The organism is Pseudomonas sp. ADAK2 TE3594 (genome assembly GCF_053628675.1).
In genome coordinates this window covers 6,051,162-6,072,613 of the sequence record NZ_JBRJGV010000001.1, presented here as the reverse complement: position 1 = coordinate 6,072,613, position 21,452 = coordinate 6,051,162, and the positions used below count along the sequence as shown (strand labels likewise).

Below are 21,452 nucleotides of genomic sequence, written 5' to 3'. Positions count from 1 at the left end.
TACCCGTTCTCGCCTCTTCGAGTGGTCATCGTGTCCCGAGTTTTTTCTATCTTTGTCGCATTTGTCGCAACTTTTCTGCTGATTGGCTCAGCTCAAGCCGAGGTCAAAGTCCTCACCAGCGTCAAGCCCCTGCAGCTGATCGCCGCTGCGGTACAGGACGGTGTAGCAGTTCCGGAAGTCTTGCTGCCGCCTGGCGCCTCGCCCCATAACTATGCCCTGCGCCCTTCCGACGTACGGAAAGTGCAATCGGTGGATCTGGTGTACTGGATCGGCCCGGACATGGAAGGTTTCCTGCCTCGCGTGCTGAAAGGTCGTACGCTGCCCAGCGTCGCGGTGCAGGACTTGCCTGGCCTGAAACTGCGACATTTCGCCGAAGATAACCATTCCCACGCCGAAGAAGCCGACGAGCATGATCACGATCACCGCCCCGGCAGCCTGGATGCACACTTGTGGTTGTCACCAATCAACGCCCGAGTGATCGCCACCAAAATGGCCGCCGATCTGAGCGCCGCCGACCCGGCCAACGCGGCGCGCTACCAGAGCAACCTCAAGGCATTCGATGAGCGCCTGGATGCTTTAGACCTGCGCCTGAAGGCCCGTCTGGCGGGTATCGCGGGCAAACCATATTTCGTGTTCCACGAAGCCTTTGACTACTTCGAAGACGCTTACGGCCTCAAGCACACCGGCGTGTTCAGTGTCGCTGCCGAAGTGCAGCCCGGCGCCCAACACGTGGCAGCGATGCGCACGCGGTTGCAGGAAGTCGGCAAGACCTGCGTGTTCAGCGAGCCTCCGCTGCGCCCACGCCTGGCAGAAACCCTGGTGGCCGGGCTGCCGGTGAAACTGGCGGAACTGGATGCACTGGGCGGGTACACGCCAGCGACCGCTCAGGGGTATGAGCAGGTGTTGGAAAAGCTGGGGAATGATTTGGCGGGGTGTTTGGAGTCGTTGTAGTTCCGAAAATTGTGTCGCCCCCAATCGCGGGCAAGCCACGCTCCCACAGGGTTTGTGTCGTTCGCCAATATTATGAACGACACAAACCCTGTGGGAGCGTGGCTTGCCCGCGATGCTTTAGAGGGCGAAAGGTAGCGGCGTGCTGACCTTCTGCCGCTGCGCCAAGCGCAGCTGAAACTCCATCGGATCGTGAATCAACACGTCCTGCCCGGCGAAAGACTCCGCGGCGATCAACCGCGATAACCAGAACCGTACGCATGCCACGCGCAGCATGGTCGGCCATAGCTCGGCTTCGGCAGCGGTAAACGGTCGAAGCGCGGCATAAGCCCCCAGCAATGCCCGCGCCCGAGCGCCATCAAGCTGCCCTTGTTCGTCCGAACACCAATCGTTCAAGGCAATCGCCACGTCATAGAGCATCGGCCCCGAACAGGCGTTGTAGAAGTCGATCAACCCGGTCAGGTGCGTGCCTTCGAACATTGCGTTATCGCGGAACAGGTCCGCATGGATGTTGGCTCGCGGCAGCGCCAGAATTTTCGTCTTCTGCTGAGTGATTTCATCCAGCGCCCGTTGCAGCAAATCGCTTTGCTCGGCATTCAGATGCGAAAGCAACTGCGTGCCCTCCTCCAGCATCCAGTCCAGGCCGCGATCGGTTTTGCGTTTGATCATGTTGGCCTGGGTCGCCAAGTGCAGATGAGCCAGCAGCTCGCCGACCTGGGCGCAATGCTGCGCGTTGGCGTCCTTGATGTGCTTGCCCGCCAGACGAGGTTGCAGCAGCGCAGGTTTACCGGCCAGTTCGCGCAACGCAACGCCGTCGGTGGTGCGCAGAGCATAAGGCACCGGCAGGTCGGCGTCGTGCAGCACGTCGAGCAGTTCGATGAAGAAGGGCATCTCCTGCACCGGACCGCGCTCGACCAGGGTCAGGACAAATTCGCCCTGCTCCAGGCTGATAAAGAAATTAGTGTTTTCACTACCGGCGGCGATCCCCTGGAAATCAAGCAGGCGGCCGAGCCCGTAAGGGGCGAGAAAGGTTTCCAGCTCGGGCCGAGCCAGGGGGGTGAACACAGACATGGTTAAAACTGCCAGTACGGGCGCCGCGACTGCCGGCGCCGATTTAAGTTAGGAGCGGTTTACCACTCAAATATTTTCCACGACGGAATCAGCATATCCGGCTGGTCCGAGCGAATGAAGTTACCGTCCGAGCCATCAGCGCGCACCAGGAAATACGGTTTACCGACTTTCGGGGTCACCTTGATGGCGTACAAAAAGCCATTTTGCCGATATTCCTGAATGGTTTTGTCACCTTCCGTGCGGATTGTTACATCCGGGTCCGCCGAGGGCGCGTCGTCCGCCGCCATGACAGCCAATGGGGTGATTGCAAACAAGCCAGCCAGCAACAAGCGATTTAGTGTGCGCATGATAACCTTGTCCCTTTGTCGTCAACGGTCCCGCTATTCTAGCGCCGGACCCGCCGAAAAGGTTGATCCTGCTCATGAGCCAAGCCCCCCTCGTCCTGGTGGACGGTTCTTCTTATCTGTACCGCGCCTTTCACGCGCTGCCACCGCTGACTACGTCCAAAGGCCTGCCGACCGGCGCGGTCAAGGGCGTACTGAACATGCTCAAAAGTCTGCGCAAGCAGTACCCGGACAGCCCGTTCGCTGTGGTATTCGACGCCAAGGGCGGGACGTTCCGCGACGAGATGTTCGCCGAATACAAGGCCAATCGCCCAAGCATGCCCGACGACATGCGGGTCCAGATCGAGCCGCTGCACGCCAGCGTCAAGGCCCTGGGCTTTCCATTGCTGTGCGTGGACAACGTCGAAGCCGATGACGTGATCGGCACCCTGGCCCGCAGCAGCGCGGCGGCCGACCGTCCGGTGGTGATCTCCACCGGCGACAAGGACATGGCGCAACTGGTCGACGGGCACATTACCTTGGTCAATACGATGACCGGTAGCGCGCTGGACGTGGAGGGCGTGAAGGAGAAATTCGGCGTCGCTCCCGAGCAGATCATCGATTATCTGGCACTGATGGGCGATTCGTCCGACAACATCCCGGGCGTTCCGGGTATCGGCCCCAAGACCGCTTCCGGCCTGCTGGTCGGCGTGAATGGCGGCCTTACCGAGCTCTATGCGCAGCTCGACATCGTCCCGTCCCTGCCGATTCGCGGCGCAAAAACCCTGCCGGCCAAGCTCGAAGAACATAAGGAAATGGCCTTTCTTTCTTATCGCTTGGCCACCATCAAGATCGACGTGCCGCTGGACGTCGGTCTCGATGACCTGCAGATGGGCCAGCCGGATCACGACAAGCTCGCCGAGCTCTACACCCTGCTGGAATTCAAAAGCTGGTTCGAAGAGAACCAGCGTGACGCCAAGCGCTCGGGGCAGGACATTGTCGAGGTTGCCCAGGAACAGCCGGACGCTGCCGAAGCGAAGTACGAAACCATCCTCGACCAGAAGCATTTCGAGGCTTGGCTGGACAAGCTCGACAAGGCGCCGTTGATCGCCTTCGTCACCGAAACCAACGGCAGCGATGCACAACATGCACAACTGGTGGGTCTGTCGTTTTCCGTCGCGGCCAACGAAGCGGCCTACATTCCGCTGACCCATTCCTACATGGGCGTGCCGGAGCAACTGGATCGCGACACGGTGCTGTTGGCGTTGAAACCGCTGCTGGAAAACCCGAACAAACTGAAAGTCGGCCAACACGCCAAGTTCGAAACCAATATCCTCGCCAACTGCGCCATCGGTGGCGATCAGAGCAACGGGATTATTGTCCAGGGCATTGCCTACGACACCATGCTCGAGTCTTACGTCCTGGACTCGACGGCCACCCGCCACGACATGGACAGCCTGGCGCTCAAGTACCTGGGCCAAAGCAAGACCGACATTCAAGGGATCGCGGGCAAAGGCGTCAAACAGCTGAGTTTCGACCAGATCTCTCTTGAGCTGGCAGGCCCCTATGCTGCCGAAGATGCCGATGTCACCTTCCAGTTGCACCTGGCTTTGCAGGAAAAACTGGCAGCAACGCCAAGCCTGGGCAAAGTGCTCAACGAGATTGAAATGCCGCTGATGCCGGTTCTGGCCCGAATCGAACGCCAAGGCGCGCTCGTGGATGCCAACCTGCTGGGCATCCAGAGCGTCGAACTGGGCGAGAAACTGGTCGCCCTTGAGCGCGAGGCCTTTGCCATTGCCGGTGAGGAATTCAACCTGGGTTCGCCGAAGCAACTGGGCGTGATCCTCTACGAAAAGCTCGGCTTGCCCGTACTCAGCAAAACCGCCAAGGGCCAGGCCTCGACTGCCGAAGCGGTGTTGGCCGAATTGGCCGAACAGGACTACCCGCTGCCCAAGGTGCTGATGCAATACCGCTCGCTGAGCAAGCTCAAAAGCACCTACACCGACCGTTTGCCAGAGCAGATCAACGCTCGCACCGGGCGCATTCATACGTCTTACCAGCAAGCCGTCGCCGCCACCGGGCGCTTATCGTCCATCGACCCGAACCTGCAGAACATTCCGATCCGTACCGCCGAAGGTCGTCGGATTCGTCAGGCGTTCGTCGCGCCGAAAGGCTACAAGCTACTGGCCGCGGACTACTCGCAAATCGAACTGCGGATCATGGCGCATCTAGCCAAGGACGAAGGCTTGCTGCACGCCTTCCGCAACAACCTCGATGTACACCGGGCCACGGCCGCAGAGGTGTTTGGCGTCGAGCTGGACGCGGTCACCAACGATCAGCGTCGCAGCGCGAAAGCCATCAACTTCGGTTTGATCTACGGCATGAGCGCGTTTGGCCTGGCCAAGCAGATCGGCGTAGACCGCAAACAGTCCCAGGCCTACATCGATCGCTACTTCGCCCGCTATCCCGGCGTACTGGAATACATGGAGCGCACGCGCGCGCAGGCCGCCGAGCAAGGTTTCGTCGAAACCATCTTTGGTCGTCGCTTGTACCTGCCGGAAATCAACGCGAAAAACCAAGCCCTGCGCAAAGCTGCGGAGCGCACAGCGATTAACGCCCCGATGCAAGGCACCGCGGCGGACATCATCAAGAAAGCCATGGTAGCGGTGGATAACTGGCTGACATCGTCAGGCCTGGACGCCAAAGTCATCCTGCAGGTACACGATGAATTGGTGCTTGAGGTGCGTGAGGACCTGATCGACCAGGTGCGTGAGGACATTCGCGTACACATGAGTAGCGCAGCACAGCTGGATGTACCACTTTTGGTCGAGGTAGGCGTAGGCAACAACTGGGATGAGGCGCACTGATCGGCCTGAAAGACGCCGGTGCTGCGGCCTTATGCCGCAGCACAAAATAACGAAGGGCTATAGTGCGGAAAATGACATCGATTATTTCCAATGGTTTTTGAAAATAGTCTGAACTAAATCCGTGAACCGCCACTCAGAGATACTGAATGGCTGGTGAAGCCCTTCGATGCTCCTATGTTGTGTTAAGTGTTGGCAGATATCTGGACCCCGCCCTAGCGGTCCGGAGCTTGAACCCCGGAACTTCTCCCTCCCCATATGAAGTCCGGGGTTTTTTTTGCCTGGCTTTTCACCTGTAAAGCCTTACTCGGCAGCCTCGCTGCCCTTGTCCGCCAACTCCATCCAGCCCGCCAATACAGTGTAGGCGTCTTCCAGACCCAAGCGTTTGGGTGCCGAAAACAGCTGGATAGTGATCGTATCGCCCCAGCCCTTGCGGATTTCCGACTGAACCTTGAGCAGCACGTTTTTCGCTGCACCGTAGGTCAGCTTGTCTGCCTTGGTCAGCAAAATATGCATCGGCATGCCGCTGGCGACAGCCCAATCGAGCATCAGCAGGTCGAAATCGGTCATTGGATGACGGATGTCCATCATCAGAATCAAACCTTTCAAACTCTCACGACCGCCCAGATAGGCTTCGAGGTGACGCTGCCAGTGCATCTTCAACGGGATTGGTACTTTCGCATAACCGTAACCCGGCAGGTCGACCAGACGGCGTTCATCGTCTAGCTTGAAGAAGTTCAACAGCTGCGTGCGACCCGGTGTTTTCGAGGTCCGCGCCAGGCTGGCGTGTGTCAGGGTGTTCAACGCGCTGGACTTGCCGGCGTTGGAACGCCCGGCGAAGGCCACTTCAAAGCCTTCGTCGTCGGGGCATTGGTCGACTTTGGCAGCGCTGAGCATGAAGGTGGACTGTTGGCACAGACCGAGGATGGGGTTCTTGAGTTGCATGGGATTTCCGATGTGGGCGGCGCCGGGAATGGACGCGGCAAGCAGTGTCGTTTCCGTTTCAGTGACGCCAGTATATAATGCCGCAGATTTTGTGTGCGCTTTGTCCCAGCGTAGGATGAAGTTCACGAGAGCGATTGACCTTGATTGCGCACTAGAACGCAGCACGCTCTCAACCCTGAAAAGGTCGTTTTATGACGAAATGGCTGCTAGCTGCCGGTGTCTTGATGCCGCTTTACAGCGCTCAGGCTACACAGGATCCGGAAGCTGTGTACAACCGTGTTTGTGGTGCCTGTCATTCCGGCCAACTACCCATGGCGCCCCGCAAGGGCGATCAGGAAGCTTGGACGCCGAGGTTGGCGAAAGGTATGGAGACGCTGGTGCAACACGTGACCCAGGGTTTCAAGGCGATGCCGCCGCGTGGTTTGTGCATGGACTGCAGTGCCGAGGATTACCGAGCCATCATCCAGTGGATGAGCGAGTAAACCCGGCCCATAACTCTTTAACCCTTAGCCGTAGTTGGATTAGCTGATGAACAAATTGATCGTGAGTCTGCTGTTGACCGTGGGGATCTCCGGCATTGCCCATGCTGCAGGTGATGCGACTGCTGGTCAGGCGAAAGCCGCAGTATGTGGCGCCTGTCATGGCCCGGATGGCAATAGCATGGCGCCTAACTTTCCGAAGCTGGCAGGTCAGGGCGAGCGTTATCTGAACAAGCAGCTACACGACATCAAGTCCGGCAAACGCACGGTACTGGAAATGACCGGCCTGCTGACCAACCTGAGCGATCAGGACCTGGCTGATATCTCCGCCTACTTCGCCAGCCAGAAAGGCAGCGTTGGCGCCGCCGACCCGAAAGTCGTGGCTCGCGGTGAAGCACTGTTCCGTGGCGGTGATCTGGCCAAGGGCCTGCCCGCCTGCACTGGCTGCCACTCGCCGAATGGTACCGGTAACGCCGCTGCAGGCTTCCCGCATCTGGGTGGCCAGCATGCCCAGTACGTCGGCAAGCAACTGACCGACTTCCGCAAGGAAGAAGGTGGCCGCACCAACGACGGCGATACCAAACCGATGCAGAGCATCGCTAAAAAGCTGAGCGACGAAGATATCGCCGCAGTCTCCAGCTATATTCAAGGCTTGCACTGAGACTGATCGAACAAGCGTTGCTGGAGATGTACATCTCTTGCAACGTTAACACTCGATTAATCCGTCGATGCAAACATAAAAAGGGTGGCTTTGGCTGCCCTTTTTTGTGGCCGCTGCCGTTACACTACAAACTCAAGCCCGCCAGGATCTGTCTGAAAACAGGTCGCGCGAGGCGACCCAATTTGTCCAGGAGTAAAGCATGCGTAATCTGATCATCAGCGCCGCACTCGTCGCTGCCAGCCTGTTCGGCATGACTGCCCAAGCCGCCGAAAAACCTGAAGCGCCCTATGTCGAACTGAGCAATCCGGTCCCGGTGGCCGCGCCTGGCAAAATCGAAGTCGTGGAGCTGTTCTGGTACGGCTGCCCGCATTGCTATGCCTTCGAACCCGTCATTAACCCATGGGTTGAAAAACTGCCTTCCGACGTGAACTTCGTGCGCATTCCGGCCATGTTTGGCGGCCCTTGGGACGCACACGGCCAGATGTTCCTGACCCTTGAAGCCATGGGCGTCGAAAGCAAGGTTCACGCGGCAGTTTTCGAAGCGATTCAGAAAGAACACAAGAAACTGACCGACAAAGAAGACATGGCGGACTTCCTGGCGACCCAAGGCGTAGACAAGGACAAGTTCCTGGCCACCTTCGACTCCTTCGCCATCAAGGGCCAGATCAACAAAGCCAAAGAACTTGCAAAGAAATATGAAATCACCGGCGTGCCTACCATGATCGTCAACGGCAAGTATCGCTTCGACATCGGCTCTGCCGGCGGTGCCGAACAAGCGCTGAAACTGGCCGACCAACTGGTTGCCAAAGAGCGAGCGGCAACCAAGGCCGTCGCCAACTAAGCGCGGCACCTGCCATGCGCCGCTGGGGAACTGAACGCATCGTTGGCCTGCATCATCCGCGGGTCAACGAGCATCACCTGGAATCGACGGGGTTGCCCGTGGACAGCCGTCTGCGTTTGCTCAGTTTCAATATCCAGGTCGGCATCAGTACCGAGCGCTATCGGCACTATCTGACCCGCGGCTGGCAGCATCTGTTGCCACACACCGGGCGCGCCGACAACCTGCAAAAAATCGGTAATCTGCTGGGCGACTTCGATCTGGTCGCCTTGCAGGAAGCCGATGGCGGCAGCCTGCGATCAGGCTACGTCAATCAGGTCGAACACCTGGCGCAACTCGGTGCCTTCCCCTACTGGTATCAACAACTCAATCGCAATCTCGGTCATCTCGGTCAGCACAGCAATGGCGTGCTCAGCCGCCTGCGCCCGTGGGCGATTGAAGATCATCCACTGCCGGGGCCCAAGGGTCGCGGGGCCATTCTGGTGCGCTTCGGCGAAGGTCCGGAGGCGCTCGTGGTGGTGATGATGCACCTGGCGCTGGGCGCTCGCGCCCGTAGCCTGCAACTGGCCTACATCCGCGAGTTGATCGGCGGTTATAAACACCAGGTGTTGATGGGCGACATGAACACCCATGCCAGTGACTTGCTGCAAAACTCCCCGTTGCGTGATCTGGGCCTGCTCGCGCCGCAACTGGAAGCGACCTTCCCCAGCTGGCGCCCGCAGCGTTGCCTGGACCATATTCTGCTCAGCCCCACTCTGACCCTTGAAAAGGTCGAAGTGCTGGCACAGCCCATTTCCGATCACCTGCCGGTCGCGGTAGAGATTCGTCTGCCGGGTTCGCTCACGGCCGATGCATTGCCCGCGTTGAGTCCTGCCTGAATGAGCGACGAAACACAGCGCTGGAAAGAGAAATACCTCAAAAGCATCGAACAACAAGAAAAGCTGGAACGTCGATGGGACGCCCGGCTCGACTTGCTGCGTCGCGGGCTGGTGCGCAGTACCCTCGCCGCGGAAGGTACCGATCGCGCCGTTGACCAATGCATGAAGGAAATGCGCGAAGTCGTACGCACCGATGACATGGACGCCGGCCTGGCAGCCTTGCTGCCGCGCCTGGAAAAAGCCGTGCTCGACTCCGAGCAACGCCGGGAAACCCGGGTCAATCAAGTCAGTGCAGCCCTGACGGCGCTGGTCTCTCAGTTGCAAGCGTTGCCGCTGCCCCGGGAAGTAAGCCGACCGCTGAAAAAATTCGCCAAACAGCTGGACGGACGCGTAGGCCAGGCTCGCGAAATCCCGTTGCTGCTCAGCGAGCTGAGTGGCTTGCAAGGCAAAGCCTTGAACCTGCTGGAGAACCCTGCCGAACCTGATCGTCCGGGCTTCCTGCAGCGGTTGTTCGGTAGGGAAACGGAAGAGACCGCGCCACAGCTCGCCGCCTCCGAATCGCAAATGCCTGCCCCGCAACCTGTCGAGCCGGTTGCGGTACCGGCCGAGCCTCCACAAGCGATGGCCAATCTCTCGCCAGCCGCCGATAAACCGCAACAAGTGGTGTTGCCAACCGTAGAAGCCGCCCTACCCGCCGCTGCACGCCCTGAGCCACCGCAACTTCAGGCGCCAACAGCAATGGCACCTGCGGCTGAAGTCGTGGCGTTTGTCCCGCCTGTCCTTGAGCCAGAAGCTACAAACAGCCAGGTCCCGGAATTACAAATCCGACCGAATATCGAGCAACCACAAGAACCGGTTCAAGCGGTTACCCTATCGGCCACTCAGGCTCAGTCGGCAATCAATCCCGATGAACTGACTCCGATGGCCATCGATCCAGAGCAGCCCGAGCACGATATTCTGTATGCCCTGCCGGACTCGCCGGAGCCGTCCTACAGCTCTGTCGCCAAGCATATCGAAGATACGCTGCTGGGCCTTCTCGATGACCTGACGCTGCCCGAGCGTCATCGTCCGCAAGCCGAGGCGATGCGCGATCGCCTTCAAAATGGCTTGAACTGGTACGAATTGCTACCGATCCTCGATGACCTGGCAACCTTGATGCTGGCGATCACCGACAGCGGCCAGCACGAATTCGAAGCCTATCTGCAGCAACTCAACGAACGCCTCGAGTCATTTCAGAGCAACCTGCAAGCCGCGAGCGACGGCCACGCCGACAACCGCTCGGCCGCGCGGGAAATGGACACGCAGATTCGCGAGCAAGTCGACGGCTTGCAAAGCAGCATGCAGGAAGCGGCAGACCTTGATGATCTCAAGCATGTGCTGGAAAACCATCTCGAAGGCCTGCTCGGCACCATGGACCAACACCAGAAGCAGCGGGACGAGCGCGAGCAGGAAGTAGCAGCCCGCCTGCAAAGCCTGGCCGAAAGGGTTGCCCACATGGAGCAGGAAGCCCTGGGCTACCGCGAGCATCTCGAAGAACAGCGCCAGAAGGCGTTGATCGATCCATTGACCAGCCTGCCGAATCGAGCAGCCTGGAGCGAACGCCTGGAGCACGAGATAGGCCAATGGCAACAACATGGCAATACCCTGTTGCTGGCAATGCTCGACCTCGACCATTTCAAACGCATCAATGACAACTATGGCCACCTGGCGGGTGACAAGGTACTGAAAATCATCGCCAGCGTGCTACGCAAGCGTCTGCGCGGGACAGATTTCATTGCCAGGTTCGGCGGTGAGGAGTTTGTACTGTTGATGCCTGCCACGGTGCCGGCGGTGGGCGCGAAGCTGCTGGAAACCTTGCGCGCATCGATCGAAGCCTGCCCGTTTCACTTCAAGGGCGAGCGAGTCACCGTCACTATTTCCATGGGACTGACCGCCTTCAGATCGGGCGAACATAGCGATCTTGTGCTTAAAAGAGCTGATCAGGCGCTATATCGTGCGAAAAATAATGGCCGGAATCGAATAGAACTGGGCTGATAGCTAATTGTTCCATTTTGTTTAAAACAGCACTTTTTGCCCTCTGCGCACAAGGCAATACCGTTACACTGTTGCATTATTGTCTTGCGTGTACTGCCTCCCGCCATGAAATGTCTTGTTCTTATTGCGTCGCTGCTTCTATTAGCCGGGTGTGCCAGCGGCCCCCGAATCGATACCAGCCACCCTTCAGCCAATCACGACAGTCGCATTCAGTTCGTGGTGATGCATTACACCTCCGCATCCCTGGAGACCTCGCTGCAATTGCTGACCCATGGCGAGGTCAGCAGCCACTACCTGATTAGCGACGACAAGCGCGCCACCATTTATAAGCTGATGGATGAAAATTTCCGGGCCTGGCACGCTGGCGAAAGCGAATGGCAAGGCCGGACCTGGCTGAACTCCAGTTCCATTGGTATCGAGATCGTTAACCAGGGCTTTGAGGACACCCCCACCGGGCGTCTCTGGTATCCCTATAGCGAAGCCCAGATTCAGTCGATGATCTTTCTGCTCAAGGACATCAGCAAGCGCCAGGGCATCAGCCCCCGCCATATCATTGGCCATAGCGACATCGCACCGATGCGCAAGCTCGACCCCGGCCCGCTGTTCCCCTGGAAGCGCCTGGCTGCCGAAGGCCTGGGGATCTGGCCGAACGAGCAGGCCGTGGCGCGGCAGCAAGCGCAGTTCGCCGTGCAACTGCCAAGCATCAGTTGGTTTCAGGGACAGCTTGCCCGCTTCGGCTATGCCACGCCGCAAACCGGCGAACTGGATGTAGAAACACGCAATGTACTGGCCGCCTTTCAGCTGCATTTTCGCCCTTCCCGTTTCGACGGTACACCGGACGCACAAACCGCGGCGATTCTTCAGGTGTTGAATCAGACAAAATAATGACGCCCGCCCGACGGTCAGCGCTTTTTCCAAATCAGCAGCTATAACTCATTGGTAATTCTTCGGATATTCCATGATGCCTGCTGCTCGGGAGAGACTGCATAGCTGGTTCTATCGCCCTTTGTTTTTGGCGATGCTGGCTACTGCCTTGAGCGCAACGCTTCTAACAGTTGGCAGTTTGTTCGTGGCGATGAATCAAGTCGAGCACAACGAAAGCCAGGAAATGAATGCCCAGGGAGAACGCTTTCTGGTCCGCCTGGAGCAGTTGTTCGGGCAGTTGCGCGAAAGCCTCGATGACCTGGAAGCCCAACCGCTGCGAGGTTGCGATGACGAAATGATCGCCACCCTGCAGCAGGTCAGCTTCAATTACCGCTTCGTTTATGAAGCAGCTTATATGGACACTTCGCGAACCTGCTCCAACCGCCCCCGCCAGGAAGGGGTATCGCTGATCCGACCGCCGGACATCAAGGGCCCCACCTACAGCTATTGGCTGAACACCACCACCGAACCCGATGAGAACCGCGCCGCACTGATGCTTGGGCGTGGCAATTTCCGGGTGGCGACGTCCCGCGGGCATTTGACCGACATGGTCGATCTGTCTCCGGGGAGCAGCCTGTTGGTGGTGCTCGACCACGGCACCCGGGCGATTCCGGTACTCGGTGTCGCGCAGGCCTGGCCCCCCGCGGAACCCTGGCCTCCGAAAAGCCGCGATGCGCTGCAAGTCACCCATACCCGCCTGATTTACCGAATGCCCACTAACACCCCCGAATACCAACTGGTACTGATCACCCCACGCACCGGAATACATGTGCCGGCGGTATGGTGGTGGCTACTGCCGGCCAGCCTGGCGCTGAGTGCCTGTGTAGGCATTCTGGTGTTTTTGCTGGTACGCCAGCGTCAGTCGCTGGATGCCGAACTGCAAGGCGCCATACGGCGAGGCGAGCTACAAGTGTTGTATCAACCAATCTTCGACCTCGACAGCCGCAACTGCGTCGGTGCCGAAGCCCTGCTGCGCTGGCGAAGGCCGGACGGTACGCTGACCAGTCCCGACCTGTTCATTCCGATGGCGGAGAATACCGGCCAGATTCGCCAGATGACCGACTTCGTATTACAGCGCCTGCTGGAACAGCTCGGGCAACTGTTGCGGTCCAATCCACAGCTGTACATTTCGGTCAACCTGGCGGCCTGCGATGTCATGGTGCCGCGTATCGGTCAGGTGATGGCGCGCTTGCTGAGCGTGCACCGAGTGGCAGCCAGGCAGATTGCCTTTGAGGTAACCGAGCGCGGATTGGTGGATGTGGTGGTGGCCAGAGAAAACCTGCAAGCCCTGCGGGATGTCGGGCATCAGGTGTTGATCGACGACTTTGGCACCGGCTATTGCAGCCTCGCCTACCTGCAAACCCTACCGGTGGACTGCCTGAAAATCGACAAGGCGTTTATCGACGCGCTGGGCCATGATGCCGCCAGCAGCGGCGTGGCACCGCACATCATCCGCATGGCTCAGGCCCTGCAACTCAAGGTGATTGCAGAAGGCATCGAACATGAAGCCCAAGCGGTGTTTTTGAGTAGCGAAGGGGTGAAGTTCGGCCAGGGTTGGTTGTTCGCCCACGCACTGAGCGCCGTGCAGTTCATCGAACTGATTACCCGTGGCCGCCGACTGACCACCCGACGTCTGGATGACGAAGCCTGAGAGGGGCTCCGGTTTATATCGCCAGTGCCATGTAGAACTGCGTCCCCTGCCCCGGCCGCGAGTAGACCCCCATCCGCCCGCCATGCAGCTGCACGATTTCCTTGCACAGCGCCAGACCGAGCCCGGCACCGCCCTTTTTGCGGCCGACCTGAACAAAGGGCTCGAAGATCCGCCCTTGCTGGCCGTAAGCAATGCCTTCGCCGTTGTCCTCGACGCTGATAATCATCCGCTCTCCATGGCGCCGGGCCTGCAAGCGTATCAGTCCATCAGGGGAGGTATGGCGCAAGGCGTTGTCGATCAGGTTGTCGAGCACCCGCTCCAGTTGCGCCTGATCGGCTTGCAGCCGCGGCAACGGTCCCTGCACTTCCACCAGCAGCTCAATGCCTTTCTCCTGTGCCGGGCCGGCAAAACGTATCTGGGCCTGATCCAGCAAGTCTTCGATGGAGCACGGTGCCAGCGTGAGTTTTTGCAGGCCGTTTTGATAGCGAGAGAAATTCAGCAGGTCGTTGATCAACTGCATGAGGCGCTGCATTTCTTCGTTGACGGTGTCCAGCAGGTCAGCTTCGCGGGAGTCGTCAGCAAAATGCGTCCGTTCGCGGAAAAGGCCGAATGCCATGTGCATCCCGGTAACCGGTGTGCGCAACTCATGGGAAGCGCGCAAGACGAACTCGCTGCGTACCCGTTCGAAGGCACGCTGTTCGGTGACGTCATGCAACACCATCACGGCGCCGAGAATATGACCCTGGGTATGGCTGACCGGCGTCAGGCTATACGTCAGCAATCGCGACTCCCCATCGACCTCGATGCCCAGGTCTTCCGGCGCTCGTTCCAGAGAGCCGCCGCGCAACACCAACTGCAGTTGTTCATCCAGTTCGGGACGCTCAAGCGCCGTACCCAGCCCTTGGCCGAGACGATCGGTGTCCCAGCCTAGCTGGCGCTGAGCCACCGGGTTGAGGTGCTCGAGATGACCTTGACGATCGATAATCAGCAAACCGTCGTCGATGCTGTCGAGCACCGCTTGCAAACGTTGTTGGCCGGCGAGCAGTTCGTCGATATTGGTAGCCTGGTGCTCACGCAATGCCTCGGCCATGATTCCGAAACGCCGGGTCAACTGGTTCAGTTCCACCGCGGAGGAAATCGGCAGGGTCACTTCGAAATTGCCTTGGCCGATATTGTCAGCTGCCTGCACCAGAGCCTCGATCGGAGCCCCGAAACGCCGGGCGATCGCATGGGCGGTAATGAACCCGATGAACAACACCGCCACGCCGACCAACCCAAGCAGGCCGGCAATCAACAGTGCCCGCTCCCGGGCCTTGTGCTCGATCTCAGTGATGTTTTCCAGTGCGCGCTTCTGTTCAGCGATCAAACCATTACGCAACGCGTTGAATTTTTCCGTGAGATCCCCGTCATCACTGACTACCTGCACCGGAGCGCGGGAAAGATCAAAGGCCTGCAGCAAGCTCTGATAATCGGCCTTGGCCTTTCTGAAACCATATTGGGCACCCTCGCTGGACGGCTCGCGAGCAATGCCTTCGTCAAACAATTCAAGGGCGTGCTGCCTGGATGCCTCGAACGCCGCAGGGTCAGGGTTCTCGCCAAGCACGATGATCAGTTGATCACCCAGGGTCTGACGCAGCTTCAATCCCAGATCCAGTGTGACGAAGTTGTCACGGATGAGGGCTTCCTGAGTCCCCGCCATCTGCATCACGCTGACCAGCCCGAGCAAGAGCCCAAGCAGCGCCACAGTAATCAGTGCGGAAATACTCAGAAACAGCCGGGTGCGCAACGTCATCGCCAGTTTCATCGGTTACGACTCACAGGTTGTACTGCTTGCGTTTGCGGTACAGGGTCGAAGCATCGATACCCAGAGTCTTGGCCGCCTGATCCAGCGTGTCGGCCGTGGCGAGGACCGCGCCAATGTGAGCTTTCTCCAACTCATCCAGGCTCAACGCAGCGCCGATGCGCGGCGTGTGGTTGGTCGGGGTCTCGGCCATGCCCAAGTGGCTGAGCTCGACCCGCTCCTGCGGACAAATAATGCTCGCGCGCTCCACCACGTTGCGCAGTTCGCGAATGTTACCCGGCCAGCGGTAGCTGAGCAGCGCTTCGCGGGCCTCGTCGCTGAAACACCGGGCCGGACGCGAGTATTCTTTGACGAAGCGCGCCAGGAAGCGGTCTGCCAGGTTCAGAATATCTTCCCTGCGCTCACGAAGCGGCGGCAGGTGCAAGGTGATGACGTTCAGGCGATAGAGCAGGTCTTCACGAAAACGACCATCGCGAACCATGTCTTCCAGGTTGAGGTTTGTTGCTGCGAGGATTCGCACGTCGGCGCGACGGGTCACCGGGTCGCCCACGCGTTCGTATTCCTTGTCCTGAATGAAACGCAGCAATTTTGGCTGTAAAGTCAGAGGAAAATCGCCGATCTCGTCGAGAAACAACGTTCCGCCGTCGGCCTGGTTGACACGCCCCAAGGTACTTTCGCTGGCACCGGTGAATGCGCCCCGGCTGTGGCCGAAAAGCTCACTGTCCATCAACTCTGCAGTCAGGGATGGGCAGTTGATGGTGATGCAGGATTTCTTCTGGCGTTTGCTCCAGCCGTGAATGGCCTGTGACAGTTCACCTTTACCGGTGCCGGATTCGCCGAGAATAAGGATGTTGGCGTCAGTACTGGCGACCTGGCGTGCAGTTTCCAGCACCACTTTCATGGCCGGACTGTGGGAATCCAGGCCCTCTTTGGGTTTTCGCACTTCACCTTCGAGGGCTTCCAGGCGTGCCGAAAGTTGCCGTACTTCCAGCTGTTTGGCGGTGGCCAAACGCAACTGATCGGGGCTACAGGGTTTGACCAAATAGTCGGCGGCACCGGCCTGAATCGCATCCACGGCAGTGTCGACGGCCGAGTGAGCAGTGACGATCACCACCCGCATCCAGGGCGCCTGGATGCGCATTTGGGCCAGTACATCGAGCCCATTGTCTTCACCCAGGCGCAAATCGAGGAAACACAGATCGAAAACCTGGCGCTGCAACAAGGCTTCGGCCTGAGCAGCGCTGGTCGCGGTGGCCACGCTGTAGCCTTCGTCTTCAAGGCAATAGCGAAAGGTTCGAAGGATGGCGGACTCGTCGTCCACCAGCAGAATGCGGCCTTGATGCTCAGTGGCTGATTCCATGTTCCTGCGCTCCTTTACATGGTTGATTTTGGTTAGGCCCAGAGAAATCGGGCAAGTTGCATGATTGATTGTGGCCGATTTCAGTCAAATCAGCGGAGCTATCTACTTAGTAACAAGGTAACTCACTGATTTAGTTAATTTTTTATTAACGAACCGTTCTTCGGCGATTGCCTGCGTCCCTTTCTGACATCTGCGCCCTTCCCTCAATTCCAAAAATATTGAAAGTTTTCATGAGTTCATCGTGCATTACGCACGACTTCAGTGGCGCCATCGTGCAGGATGCGTCCAAAACGGTTCTTACAAACAATATAAATTATTGATTTTTAAAGAATTAATTCAGATAAAAAGATGGCATGCAGGCTGCAAGAGTCTGGGTAACAGGGCATCTAATGAACCAGCGCCCGCCAAAGATCACTACCCCAGCGTGGGAGGAACTTCAGGATGAATCGCCAAGGTGCCGCCCAATTGCGTATCTCGCCATTGCTTGTCCAGCAAGGCTTGTTTGCCCTGCTGGCGCTATTGATCACCTTGATTGGCGGCCAACAGTACTTGCGTTGGGAACAGAGCCAACAGCCAGAGACGCCGCACCTGTCGATTCCACACACGCCTCAAACCCACTTCAGCGCCGTCAGCAGCAGCCTGGCTGATAGCGACTCGATGCGAATGATGGACGTCGACCAGGCCCAGCCTGTGGATGAGACGCCTCAGGAACGTTGGGTGTTTTAAGCAAATGAACTTGGCGCACTCGACGCGCCGGGAAAAGCACCACAAGCAACACCTTTAAACAGAAAGCGTAAGGAGAATCACCATGTTGAGCTGGGCAATTACATTCTTGATCATTGCCATCATCGCTGCAGTACTGGGCTTCGGTGGTATCGCGGGCACCGCCACGGGTATCGCCAAGATTCTCTTTGTCGTGTTCCTGGTGATGTTCATTGCTTCCTTCTTCTTTGGCCGTCGCGGCCGAGGGTGAACATGAGCCATTTCGTTAAAGACAGTGGCAGCCGCCCTGCTTCTGGGCGGCAGTGCCATGACGATGCCGGCCAATGATGGCCAGATGCGCCAATAAATTGCTCAATTGATGGAACAATTAAAAAAGATCCAGACTGGTATTGAGTTTCGAAACACGAAAGAGGCCACAGCGCTTCTTTCCACTGCGCTGCCCGAGGACGGTAGACGCATGACCAAGGGGTCGGGACGTTCTGACTGCTTCAGGTCGGAGTGACCTACGGGTACAGGGAGTACCTGCGCAAGGGCCGGGTCAGGCACAGCTGCGACGCAAGTTCGCCGGGGCCCTGAGCGGCTCGACGAACTTGCGGAGAGCTTCAACGTGCAAAACGTTGATCTAGAGCACTCAGCTCATCTGTTTCTGCTGCATATTCCCCGCAAAACAGTTTCGCGGTATTTCTTCGTGACCGTATATCGAGAAAGCCCCGACTTTCACGAGAAGAAAATTCGCCGTCAAACGTAGGCATTTTCCCAAATTTTTACTTATTCAAAAAACATGAACCTGCGCTGAAATGGCCGGCTCACGGCACTTATGCCCGCCAAAATGTCGTATTCGAACCGGCTGGGACGCGGGTTTCGAATGAAAAATCTCATGCCGATTCGGCATAGGGTAGGCGTTTACGGCATTAGACGGCGCTTGCCAGCATCGGAATAGTTGCGCCTTTTTCGCTGCCTGAGAGCTGTAAATGCTCGCTCGCGGGGACCTTATACGGGGGTCGATGCAAGACTTGTTCGCCATTGTGCGTTTCAGTTCGTGCATCAGCCTGAGTCAAACGCAAGTAAGGGTAAAGATATGAAGAAGGCAAAGCTTAGCCTCGCCTGGCAGATCCTCATCGGTCTGGTTCTGGGGATAGCAATTGGTGCACTGCTTAACCATTTCAGTGCCGAAAAGGCCTGGTGGATCAGCAACGTTCTGCAACCGGCAGGCGATATCTTTATCCGTCTGATCAAGATGATCGTGATCCCGATCGTGGTGTCCTCGCTGGTCGTCGGCATCGCTGGCGTAGGGGATGCGAAAAAACTCGGGCGTATCGGTCTCAAGACCATCATTTACTTCGAGATCGTCACCACCATCGCCATTCTGGTCGGTCTGGTGCTGGCCAACGTGGTCCATCCGGGCAGCGGCATCGACATGAGCACCCTGGGTACGGTGGATATTTCCAAGTACCAGGCCACTGCCGCCGAGGTGCAGCATGAACACGCGTTCATCCAGACCATCCTCAACCTGATCCCGTCGAACATCTTTGCGGCCATGGCCCGCGGCGAGATGCTGCCGATCATCTTCTTCTCCGTGTTGTTCGGTCTCGGTCTGTCGAGCCTGCAATCGGACCTGCGCGAACCGCTGGTGAAGATGTTCCAGGGCGTGTCGGAAAGCATGTTCAAGGTCACCCACATGATCATGAACTACGCCCCAATCGGCGTGTTCGCACTGATCGCGGTGACCGTCGCCAACTTCGGTTTCGCCTCTCTGCTGCCGCTGGCCAAACTGGTCGTCCTGGTTTACTTCGCCGTCGCCTTCTTCGCCTTCGTGGTGCTGGGCCTGATCGCTCGCCTGTTCGGTTTCTCGGTGATCAAGCTGATGCGCATCTTCAAGGATGAGCTGGTACTGGCCTACTCCACCGCCAGTTCCGAAACCGTGCTGCCGCGCGTGATCGAGAAGATGGAAGCCTACGGCGCGCCGAAAGCCATTTGCAGTTTCGTGGTGCCGACCGGCTACTCGTTCAACCTCGACGGTTCGACCCTGTACCAGAGCATCGCGGCAATCTTCATTGCCCAGCTCTACGGCATCGACCTGTCGATCAGCCAACAGTTGCTGCTGGTGCTGACACTGATGGTCACCTCCAAAGGCATCGCCGGCGTACCGGGCGTGTCCTTCGTGGTGCTGCTGGCCACCTTGGGCAGCGTCGGTATTCCTCTGGAAGGCCTGGCGTTCATCGCCGGTGTCGACCGCATCATGGACATGGCCCGTACCGCGCTGAACGTGATCGGCAACGCCCTCGCCGTGCTGGTCATCGCACGTTGGGAAGGCATGTACGACGACGCCAAGGGCCAGCGCTACTGGAACTCCCTGCCGCACTGGCGCAGCAAGGAAAAGCTGCCGGTTGGCGAAATTTCCAGCAACTGACACAAAAACCTGTAGGAGCATGGCTTGCCAGCGAAGAACGATAACGCCGTGTAACTGAAACACCGCAGCGTCCCATTCGCGGGCAAGCCTCGCTCCTACAGTACGAGGTAGCATGCACATTACGTGTATGACGCAATCTCGCAAGCAAACCCCGGAGAAATCCGGGGTTTGTCGTTTCTGTCTACCCCGCTATCATTCGCCGCATCTTCCGGGGGATTTGACTGATGCTTAATGGCCTGTGGCTTGGCTTCTTCATCGTGGCTGCCGTTTCGGCGCTGGCGCAATGGCTGATCGGCGGCAACGCCGGGATCTTCGCGGCGATGGTGGAAAGCATTTTCGCCATGGCCAAATTGTCGGTCGAGGTCATGGTCCTGTTGTTCGGCACCCTCACTCTCTGGCTGGGCTTTCTGCGAATTGCCGAGAAGGCCGGCATCGTCGAATGGCTGGCCAAGGCGCTGGGCCCGCTATTCCTGCGCCTTATGCCGGAAGTGCCGGCCGGTCACCCGGCCATCGGCCTGATCACGCTGAACTTCGCCGCCAACGGCCTGGGGCTGGACAACGCCGCCACGCCGATCGGCCTCAAGGCAATGAAAGCACTGCAAGAGCTCAATCCCAGCGACACCATCGCCAGCAACGCGCAGATCCTCTTCCTGGTACTCAACGCCTCATCCCTGACCCTGCTGCCGGTGACCATCTTCATGTACCGCGCCCAGCAAGGTGCGCCCGATCCGACCCTGGTGTTCCTGCCGATCCTGCTCGCCACCAGTTGCTCGACCATTGTCGGCTTCCTGGCCGTAGCGTTCATGCAGCGCCTGCGCGTCTGGGACCCGGTGGTGCTGGCGTATCTGATTCCCGGTGCCCTCGCCCTCGGTGGCTTCATGGCGTTGCTGGCGACGCTCTCAGCGACCGCTCTGGCGGGCTTGTCATCGATTCTCGGCAACGTGACGCTGTTCGGGCTGATCATGCTGTTTCTGGTAATCGGTGCGTTACGCAAAGTGAAGGTCTACGAAGCGTTCGTCGAAGGCGCGAAGGAAGGCTTCGACGTCGCCAAGAACCTGCTGCCGTATCTGGTGGCGATGCTTTGCGCCGTGGGCGTACTGCGGGCGTCCGGAGCGCTGGATTTCGGTCTGGACGGGATTCGTCATCTGGTGGAGTGGGCCGGTTGGGACACGCGCTTCGTCGATGCGCTGCCGACAGCCATGGTCAAACCCTTCTCCGGCAGCGCCGCGCGGGCGATGCTGATTGAAACCATGAAAACCTCCGGGGTAGACAGCTTCCCGGCGCTGGTGGCGGCGACGATTCAGGGCAGTACCGAAACGACCTTCTATGTACTGGCGGTGTACTTCGGTGCGGTGGGCATTCAGCGGGCACGGCATGCGGTGGGGTGTGCGTTGCTGGCGGAACTGGCGGGTGTTCTTGGCGCGATCGGGGTGTGCTACTGGTTCTTTGGTTGACCGAAAATCCTGTGGGAGCGGGCTTGCCCGCGATGGCGGTCTAACCGTTAACAGAAATGTTGAATGCTCCGGCCTCATCGCGGGCAAG

General features: G+C 58.5%; 18 protein-coding genes. 13 read left to right on the top strand and 5 right to left on the bottom strand.

All coding sequences use genetic code 11. The annotated features are described in order from the left end of the window. Positions 1 to 30 precede the first annotated feature (30 nt). Positions 31 to 951, top strand: coding sequence for a zinc ABC transporter substrate-binding protein ZnuA (znuA, locus tag AB7M22_RS27365; RefSeq protein ID WP_454188351.1), 921 nt, complete (start codon positions 31 to 33; stop codon positions 949 to 951). A 117-nt stretch (positions 952 to 1,068) separates the two neighbouring features. Here the strand turns inward: znuA and AB7M22_RS27360 are convergent, their stop codons facing one another. Next, positions 1,069 to 2,019: a homoserine kinase gene (locus AB7M22_RS27360; protein WP_253545653.1), complete on the bottom strand. Its 951-nt coding sequence runs from the start codon at positions 2,017 to 2,019 to the stop codon at positions 1,069 to 1,071. Between the two features lie 59 nt (positions 2,020 to 2,078). Continuing rightward, entirely contained in the window at positions 2,079 to 2,366 is a 288-nt protein-coding gene (locus tag AB7M22_RS27355; RefSeq protein ID WP_008076254.1) for a DUF2782 domain-containing protein, read from the bottom strand. A 74-nt stretch (positions 2,367 to 2,440) separates the two neighbouring features. Here AB7M22_RS27355 and polA point away from each other — a divergent pair, with 74 nt between their 5' ends. After that, positions 2,441 to 5,209 carry a DNA polymerase I gene (polA, locus tag AB7M22_RS27350; protein WP_454188350.1) on the top strand — a complete coding sequence of 923 codons (2,769 nt, stop codon included), beginning with the start codon at positions 2,441 to 2,443 and terminating at the stop codon, positions 5,207 to 5,209. A gap of 300 nt (positions 5,210 to 5,509) precedes the next feature. Here the strand turns inward: polA and yihA are convergent, their stop codons facing one another. Beyond that, a complete protein-coding gene (gene yihA / locus AB7M22_RS27345; protein WP_007902875.1) occupies positions 5,510 to 6,151 on the bottom strand; it encodes a ribosome biogenesis GTP-binding protein YihA/YsxC in 642 nt (213 codons plus the stop codon). Between the two features lie 191 nt (positions 6,152 to 6,342). On the opposite strand from yihA, the gene AB7M22_RS27340 reads away from it, so the two are divergent. The 7 genes from AB7M22_RS27340 to AB7M22_RS27310 all read left to right on the top strand — a co-directional run bounded on the left by AB7M22_RS27340 (position 6,343) and on the right by AB7M22_RS27310 (position 13,616). Continuing rightward, positions 6,343 to 6,633, top strand: a complete 291-nt coding sequence (locus tag AB7M22_RS27340) for a c-type cytochrome (RefSeq protein WP_003196231.1) — start codon at positions 6,343 to 6,345, stop codon at positions 6,631 to 6,633. Positions 6,634 to 6,679: 46 nt separating this feature from the next. Then, positions 6,680 to 7,291, top strand: a complete 612-nt coding sequence (locus tag AB7M22_RS27335) for a c-type cytochrome (RefSeq protein ID WP_008076257.1) — start codon at positions 6,680 to 6,682, stop codon at positions 7,289 to 7,291. A gap of 199 nt (positions 7,292 to 7,490) precedes the next feature. After that, entirely contained in the window at positions 7,491 to 8,132 is a 642-nt protein-coding gene (locus AB7M22_RS27330) for a thiol:disulfide interchange protein DsbA/DsbL (RefSeq protein WP_008007973.1), read from the top strand. A 14-nt stretch (positions 8,133 to 8,146) separates the two neighbouring features. Next, entirely contained in the window at positions 8,147 to 9,007 is an 861-nt protein-coding gene (locus AB7M22_RS27325; protein ID WP_123500509.1) for an endonuclease/exonuclease/phosphatase family protein, read from the top strand. Continuing rightward, a complete protein-coding gene (locus AB7M22_RS27320) occupies positions 9,008 to 11,041 on the top strand; it encodes a diguanylate cyclase (RefSeq protein WP_454188349.1) in 2,034 nt (677 codons plus the stop codon). 105 nt (positions 11,042 to 11,146) lie between these two features. Then, positions 11,147 to 11,926, top strand: a complete 780-nt coding sequence (locus AB7M22_RS27315; RefSeq protein WP_454188348.1) for an N-acetylmuramoyl-L-alanine amidase — start codon at positions 11,147 to 11,149, stop codon at positions 11,924 to 11,926. 73 nt (positions 11,927 to 11,999) lie between these two features. Then, complete coding sequence (locus tag AB7M22_RS27310; RefSeq protein WP_454188347.1) at positions 12,000 to 13,616, top strand: EAL domain-containing protein; 1,617 nt, start codon at positions 12,000 to 12,002, stop codon at positions 13,614 to 13,616. 13 nt (positions 13,617 to 13,629) lie between these two features. Here the strand turns inward: AB7M22_RS27310 and AB7M22_RS27305 are convergent, their stop codons facing one another. Together AB7M22_RS27305 and algB are read right to left on the bottom strand one after the other, a co-directional pair. Next, complete coding sequence (locus AB7M22_RS27305) at positions 13,630 to 15,420, bottom strand: ATP-binding protein (RefSeq protein WP_454188346.1); 1,791 nt, start codon at positions 15,418 to 15,420, stop codon at positions 13,630 to 13,632. 10 nt (positions 15,421 to 15,430) lie between these two features. After that, positions 15,431 to 16,777, bottom strand: a complete 1,347-nt coding sequence (gene algB / locus AB7M22_RS27300; protein WP_454188345.1) for a sigma-54-dependent response regulator transcription factor AlgB — start codon at positions 16,775 to 16,777, stop codon at positions 15,431 to 15,433. 441 nt (positions 16,778 to 17,218) lie between these two features. On the opposite strand from algB, the gene AB7M22_RS27295 reads away from it, so the two are divergent. From AB7M22_RS27295 to AB7M22_RS27280, 4 genes are all read left to right on the top strand, one after another. After that, positions 17,219 to 17,503 carry a hypothetical protein gene (locus AB7M22_RS27295; RefSeq protein WP_454188344.1) on the top strand — a complete coding sequence of 95 codons (285 nt, stop codon included), beginning with the start codon at positions 17,219 to 17,221 and terminating at the stop codon, positions 17,501 to 17,503. Between the two features lie 82 nt (positions 17,504 to 17,585). Beyond that, complete coding sequence (locus AB7M22_RS27290; protein WP_003177151.1) at positions 17,586 to 17,750, top strand: DUF1328 domain-containing protein; 165 nt, start codon at positions 17,586 to 17,588, stop codon at positions 17,748 to 17,750. Between the two features lie 828 nt (positions 17,751 to 18,578). Beyond that, positions 18,579 to 19,910 carry a glutamate/aspartate:proton symporter GltP gene (gltP, locus tag AB7M22_RS27285; RefSeq protein WP_427626072.1) on the top strand — a complete coding sequence of 444 codons (1,332 nt, stop codon included), beginning with the start codon at positions 18,579 to 18,581 and terminating at the stop codon, positions 19,908 to 19,910. A gap of 224 nt (positions 19,911 to 20,134) precedes the next feature. Next, positions 20,135 to 21,364 (top strand): nucleoside recognition domain-containing protein, encoded by a 1,230-nt coding sequence (locus AB7M22_RS27280; protein ID WP_454188343.1) that lies wholly within the window; start codon positions 20,135 to 20,137, stop codon positions 21,362 to 21,364. Positions 21,365 to 21,452: the final 88 nt, after the last annotated feature.

Excerpts from the sequence above, each read along its gene's own strand:
- AB7M22_RS27305 (WP_454188346.1), bottom strand. The coding sequence starts at position 15,420 with ATGAAACTGGCGATGACGTTGCGCACCCGGCTGTTTCTGAGTATTTCC.
- algB (WP_454188345.1), bottom strand. The coding sequence starts at position 16,777 with ATGGAATCAGCCACTGAGCATCAAGGCCGCATTCTGCTGGTGGACGAC.
- AB7M22_RS27290 (WP_003177151.1), top strand. The coding sequence starts at position 17,586 with ATGTTGAGCTGGGCAATTACATTCTTGATCATTGCCATCATCGCTGCA.
- yihA (WP_007902875.1), bottom strand. The coding sequence starts at position 6,151 with ATGCAACTCAAGAACCCCATCCTCGGTCTGTGCCAACAGTCCACCTTC.
- AB7M22_RS27310 (WP_454188347.1), top strand. The coding sequence starts at position 12,000 with ATGATGCCTGCTGCTCGGGAGAGACTGCATAGCTGGTTCTATCGCCCT.
- polA (WP_454188350.1), top strand. The coding sequence starts at position 2,441 with ATGAGCCAAGCCCCCCTCGTCCTGGTGGACGGTTCTTCTTATCTGTAC.
- AB7M22_RS27340 (WP_003196231.1), top strand. The coding sequence starts at position 6,343 with ATGACGAAATGGCTGCTAGCTGCCGGTGTCTTGATGCCGCTTTACAGC.
- AB7M22_RS27280 (WP_454188343.1), top strand. The coding sequence starts at position 20,135 with ATGCTTAATGGCCTGTGGCTTGGCTTCTTCATCGTGGCTGCCGTTTCG.
- AB7M22_RS27355 (WP_008076254.1), bottom strand. The coding sequence starts at position 2,366 with ATGCGCACACTAAATCGCTTGTTGCTGGCTGGCTTGTTTGCAATCACC.
- AB7M22_RS27360 (WP_253545653.1), bottom strand. The coding sequence starts at position 2,019 with ATGTCTGTGTTCACCCCCCTGGCTCGGCCCGAGCTGGAAACCTTTCTC.
- gltP (WP_427626072.1), top strand. The coding sequence starts at position 18,579 with ATGAAGAAGGCAAAGCTTAGCCTCGCCTGGCAGATCCTCATCGGTCTG.
- AB7M22_RS27335 (WP_008076257.1), top strand. The coding sequence starts at position 6,680 with ATGAACAAATTGATCGTGAGTCTGCTGTTGACCGTGGGGATCTCCGGC.
- AB7M22_RS27325 (WP_123500509.1), top strand. The coding sequence starts at position 8,147 with ATGCGCCGCTGGGGAACTGAACGCATCGTTGGCCTGCATCATCCGCGG.
- AB7M22_RS27330 (WP_008007973.1), top strand. The coding sequence starts at position 7,491 with ATGCGTAATCTGATCATCAGCGCCGCACTCGTCGCTGCCAGCCTGTTC.
- AB7M22_RS27315 (WP_454188348.1), top strand. The coding sequence starts at position 11,147 with ATGAAATGTCTTGTTCTTATTGCGTCGCTGCTTCTATTAGCCGGGTGT.
- AB7M22_RS27295 (WP_454188344.1), top strand. The coding sequence starts at position 17,219 with ATGAATCGCCAAGGTGCCGCCCAATTGCGTATCTCGCCATTGCTTGTC.
- AB7M22_RS27320 (WP_454188349.1), top strand. The coding sequence starts at position 9,008 with ATGAGCGACGAAACACAGCGCTGGAAAGAGAAATACCTCAAAAGCATC.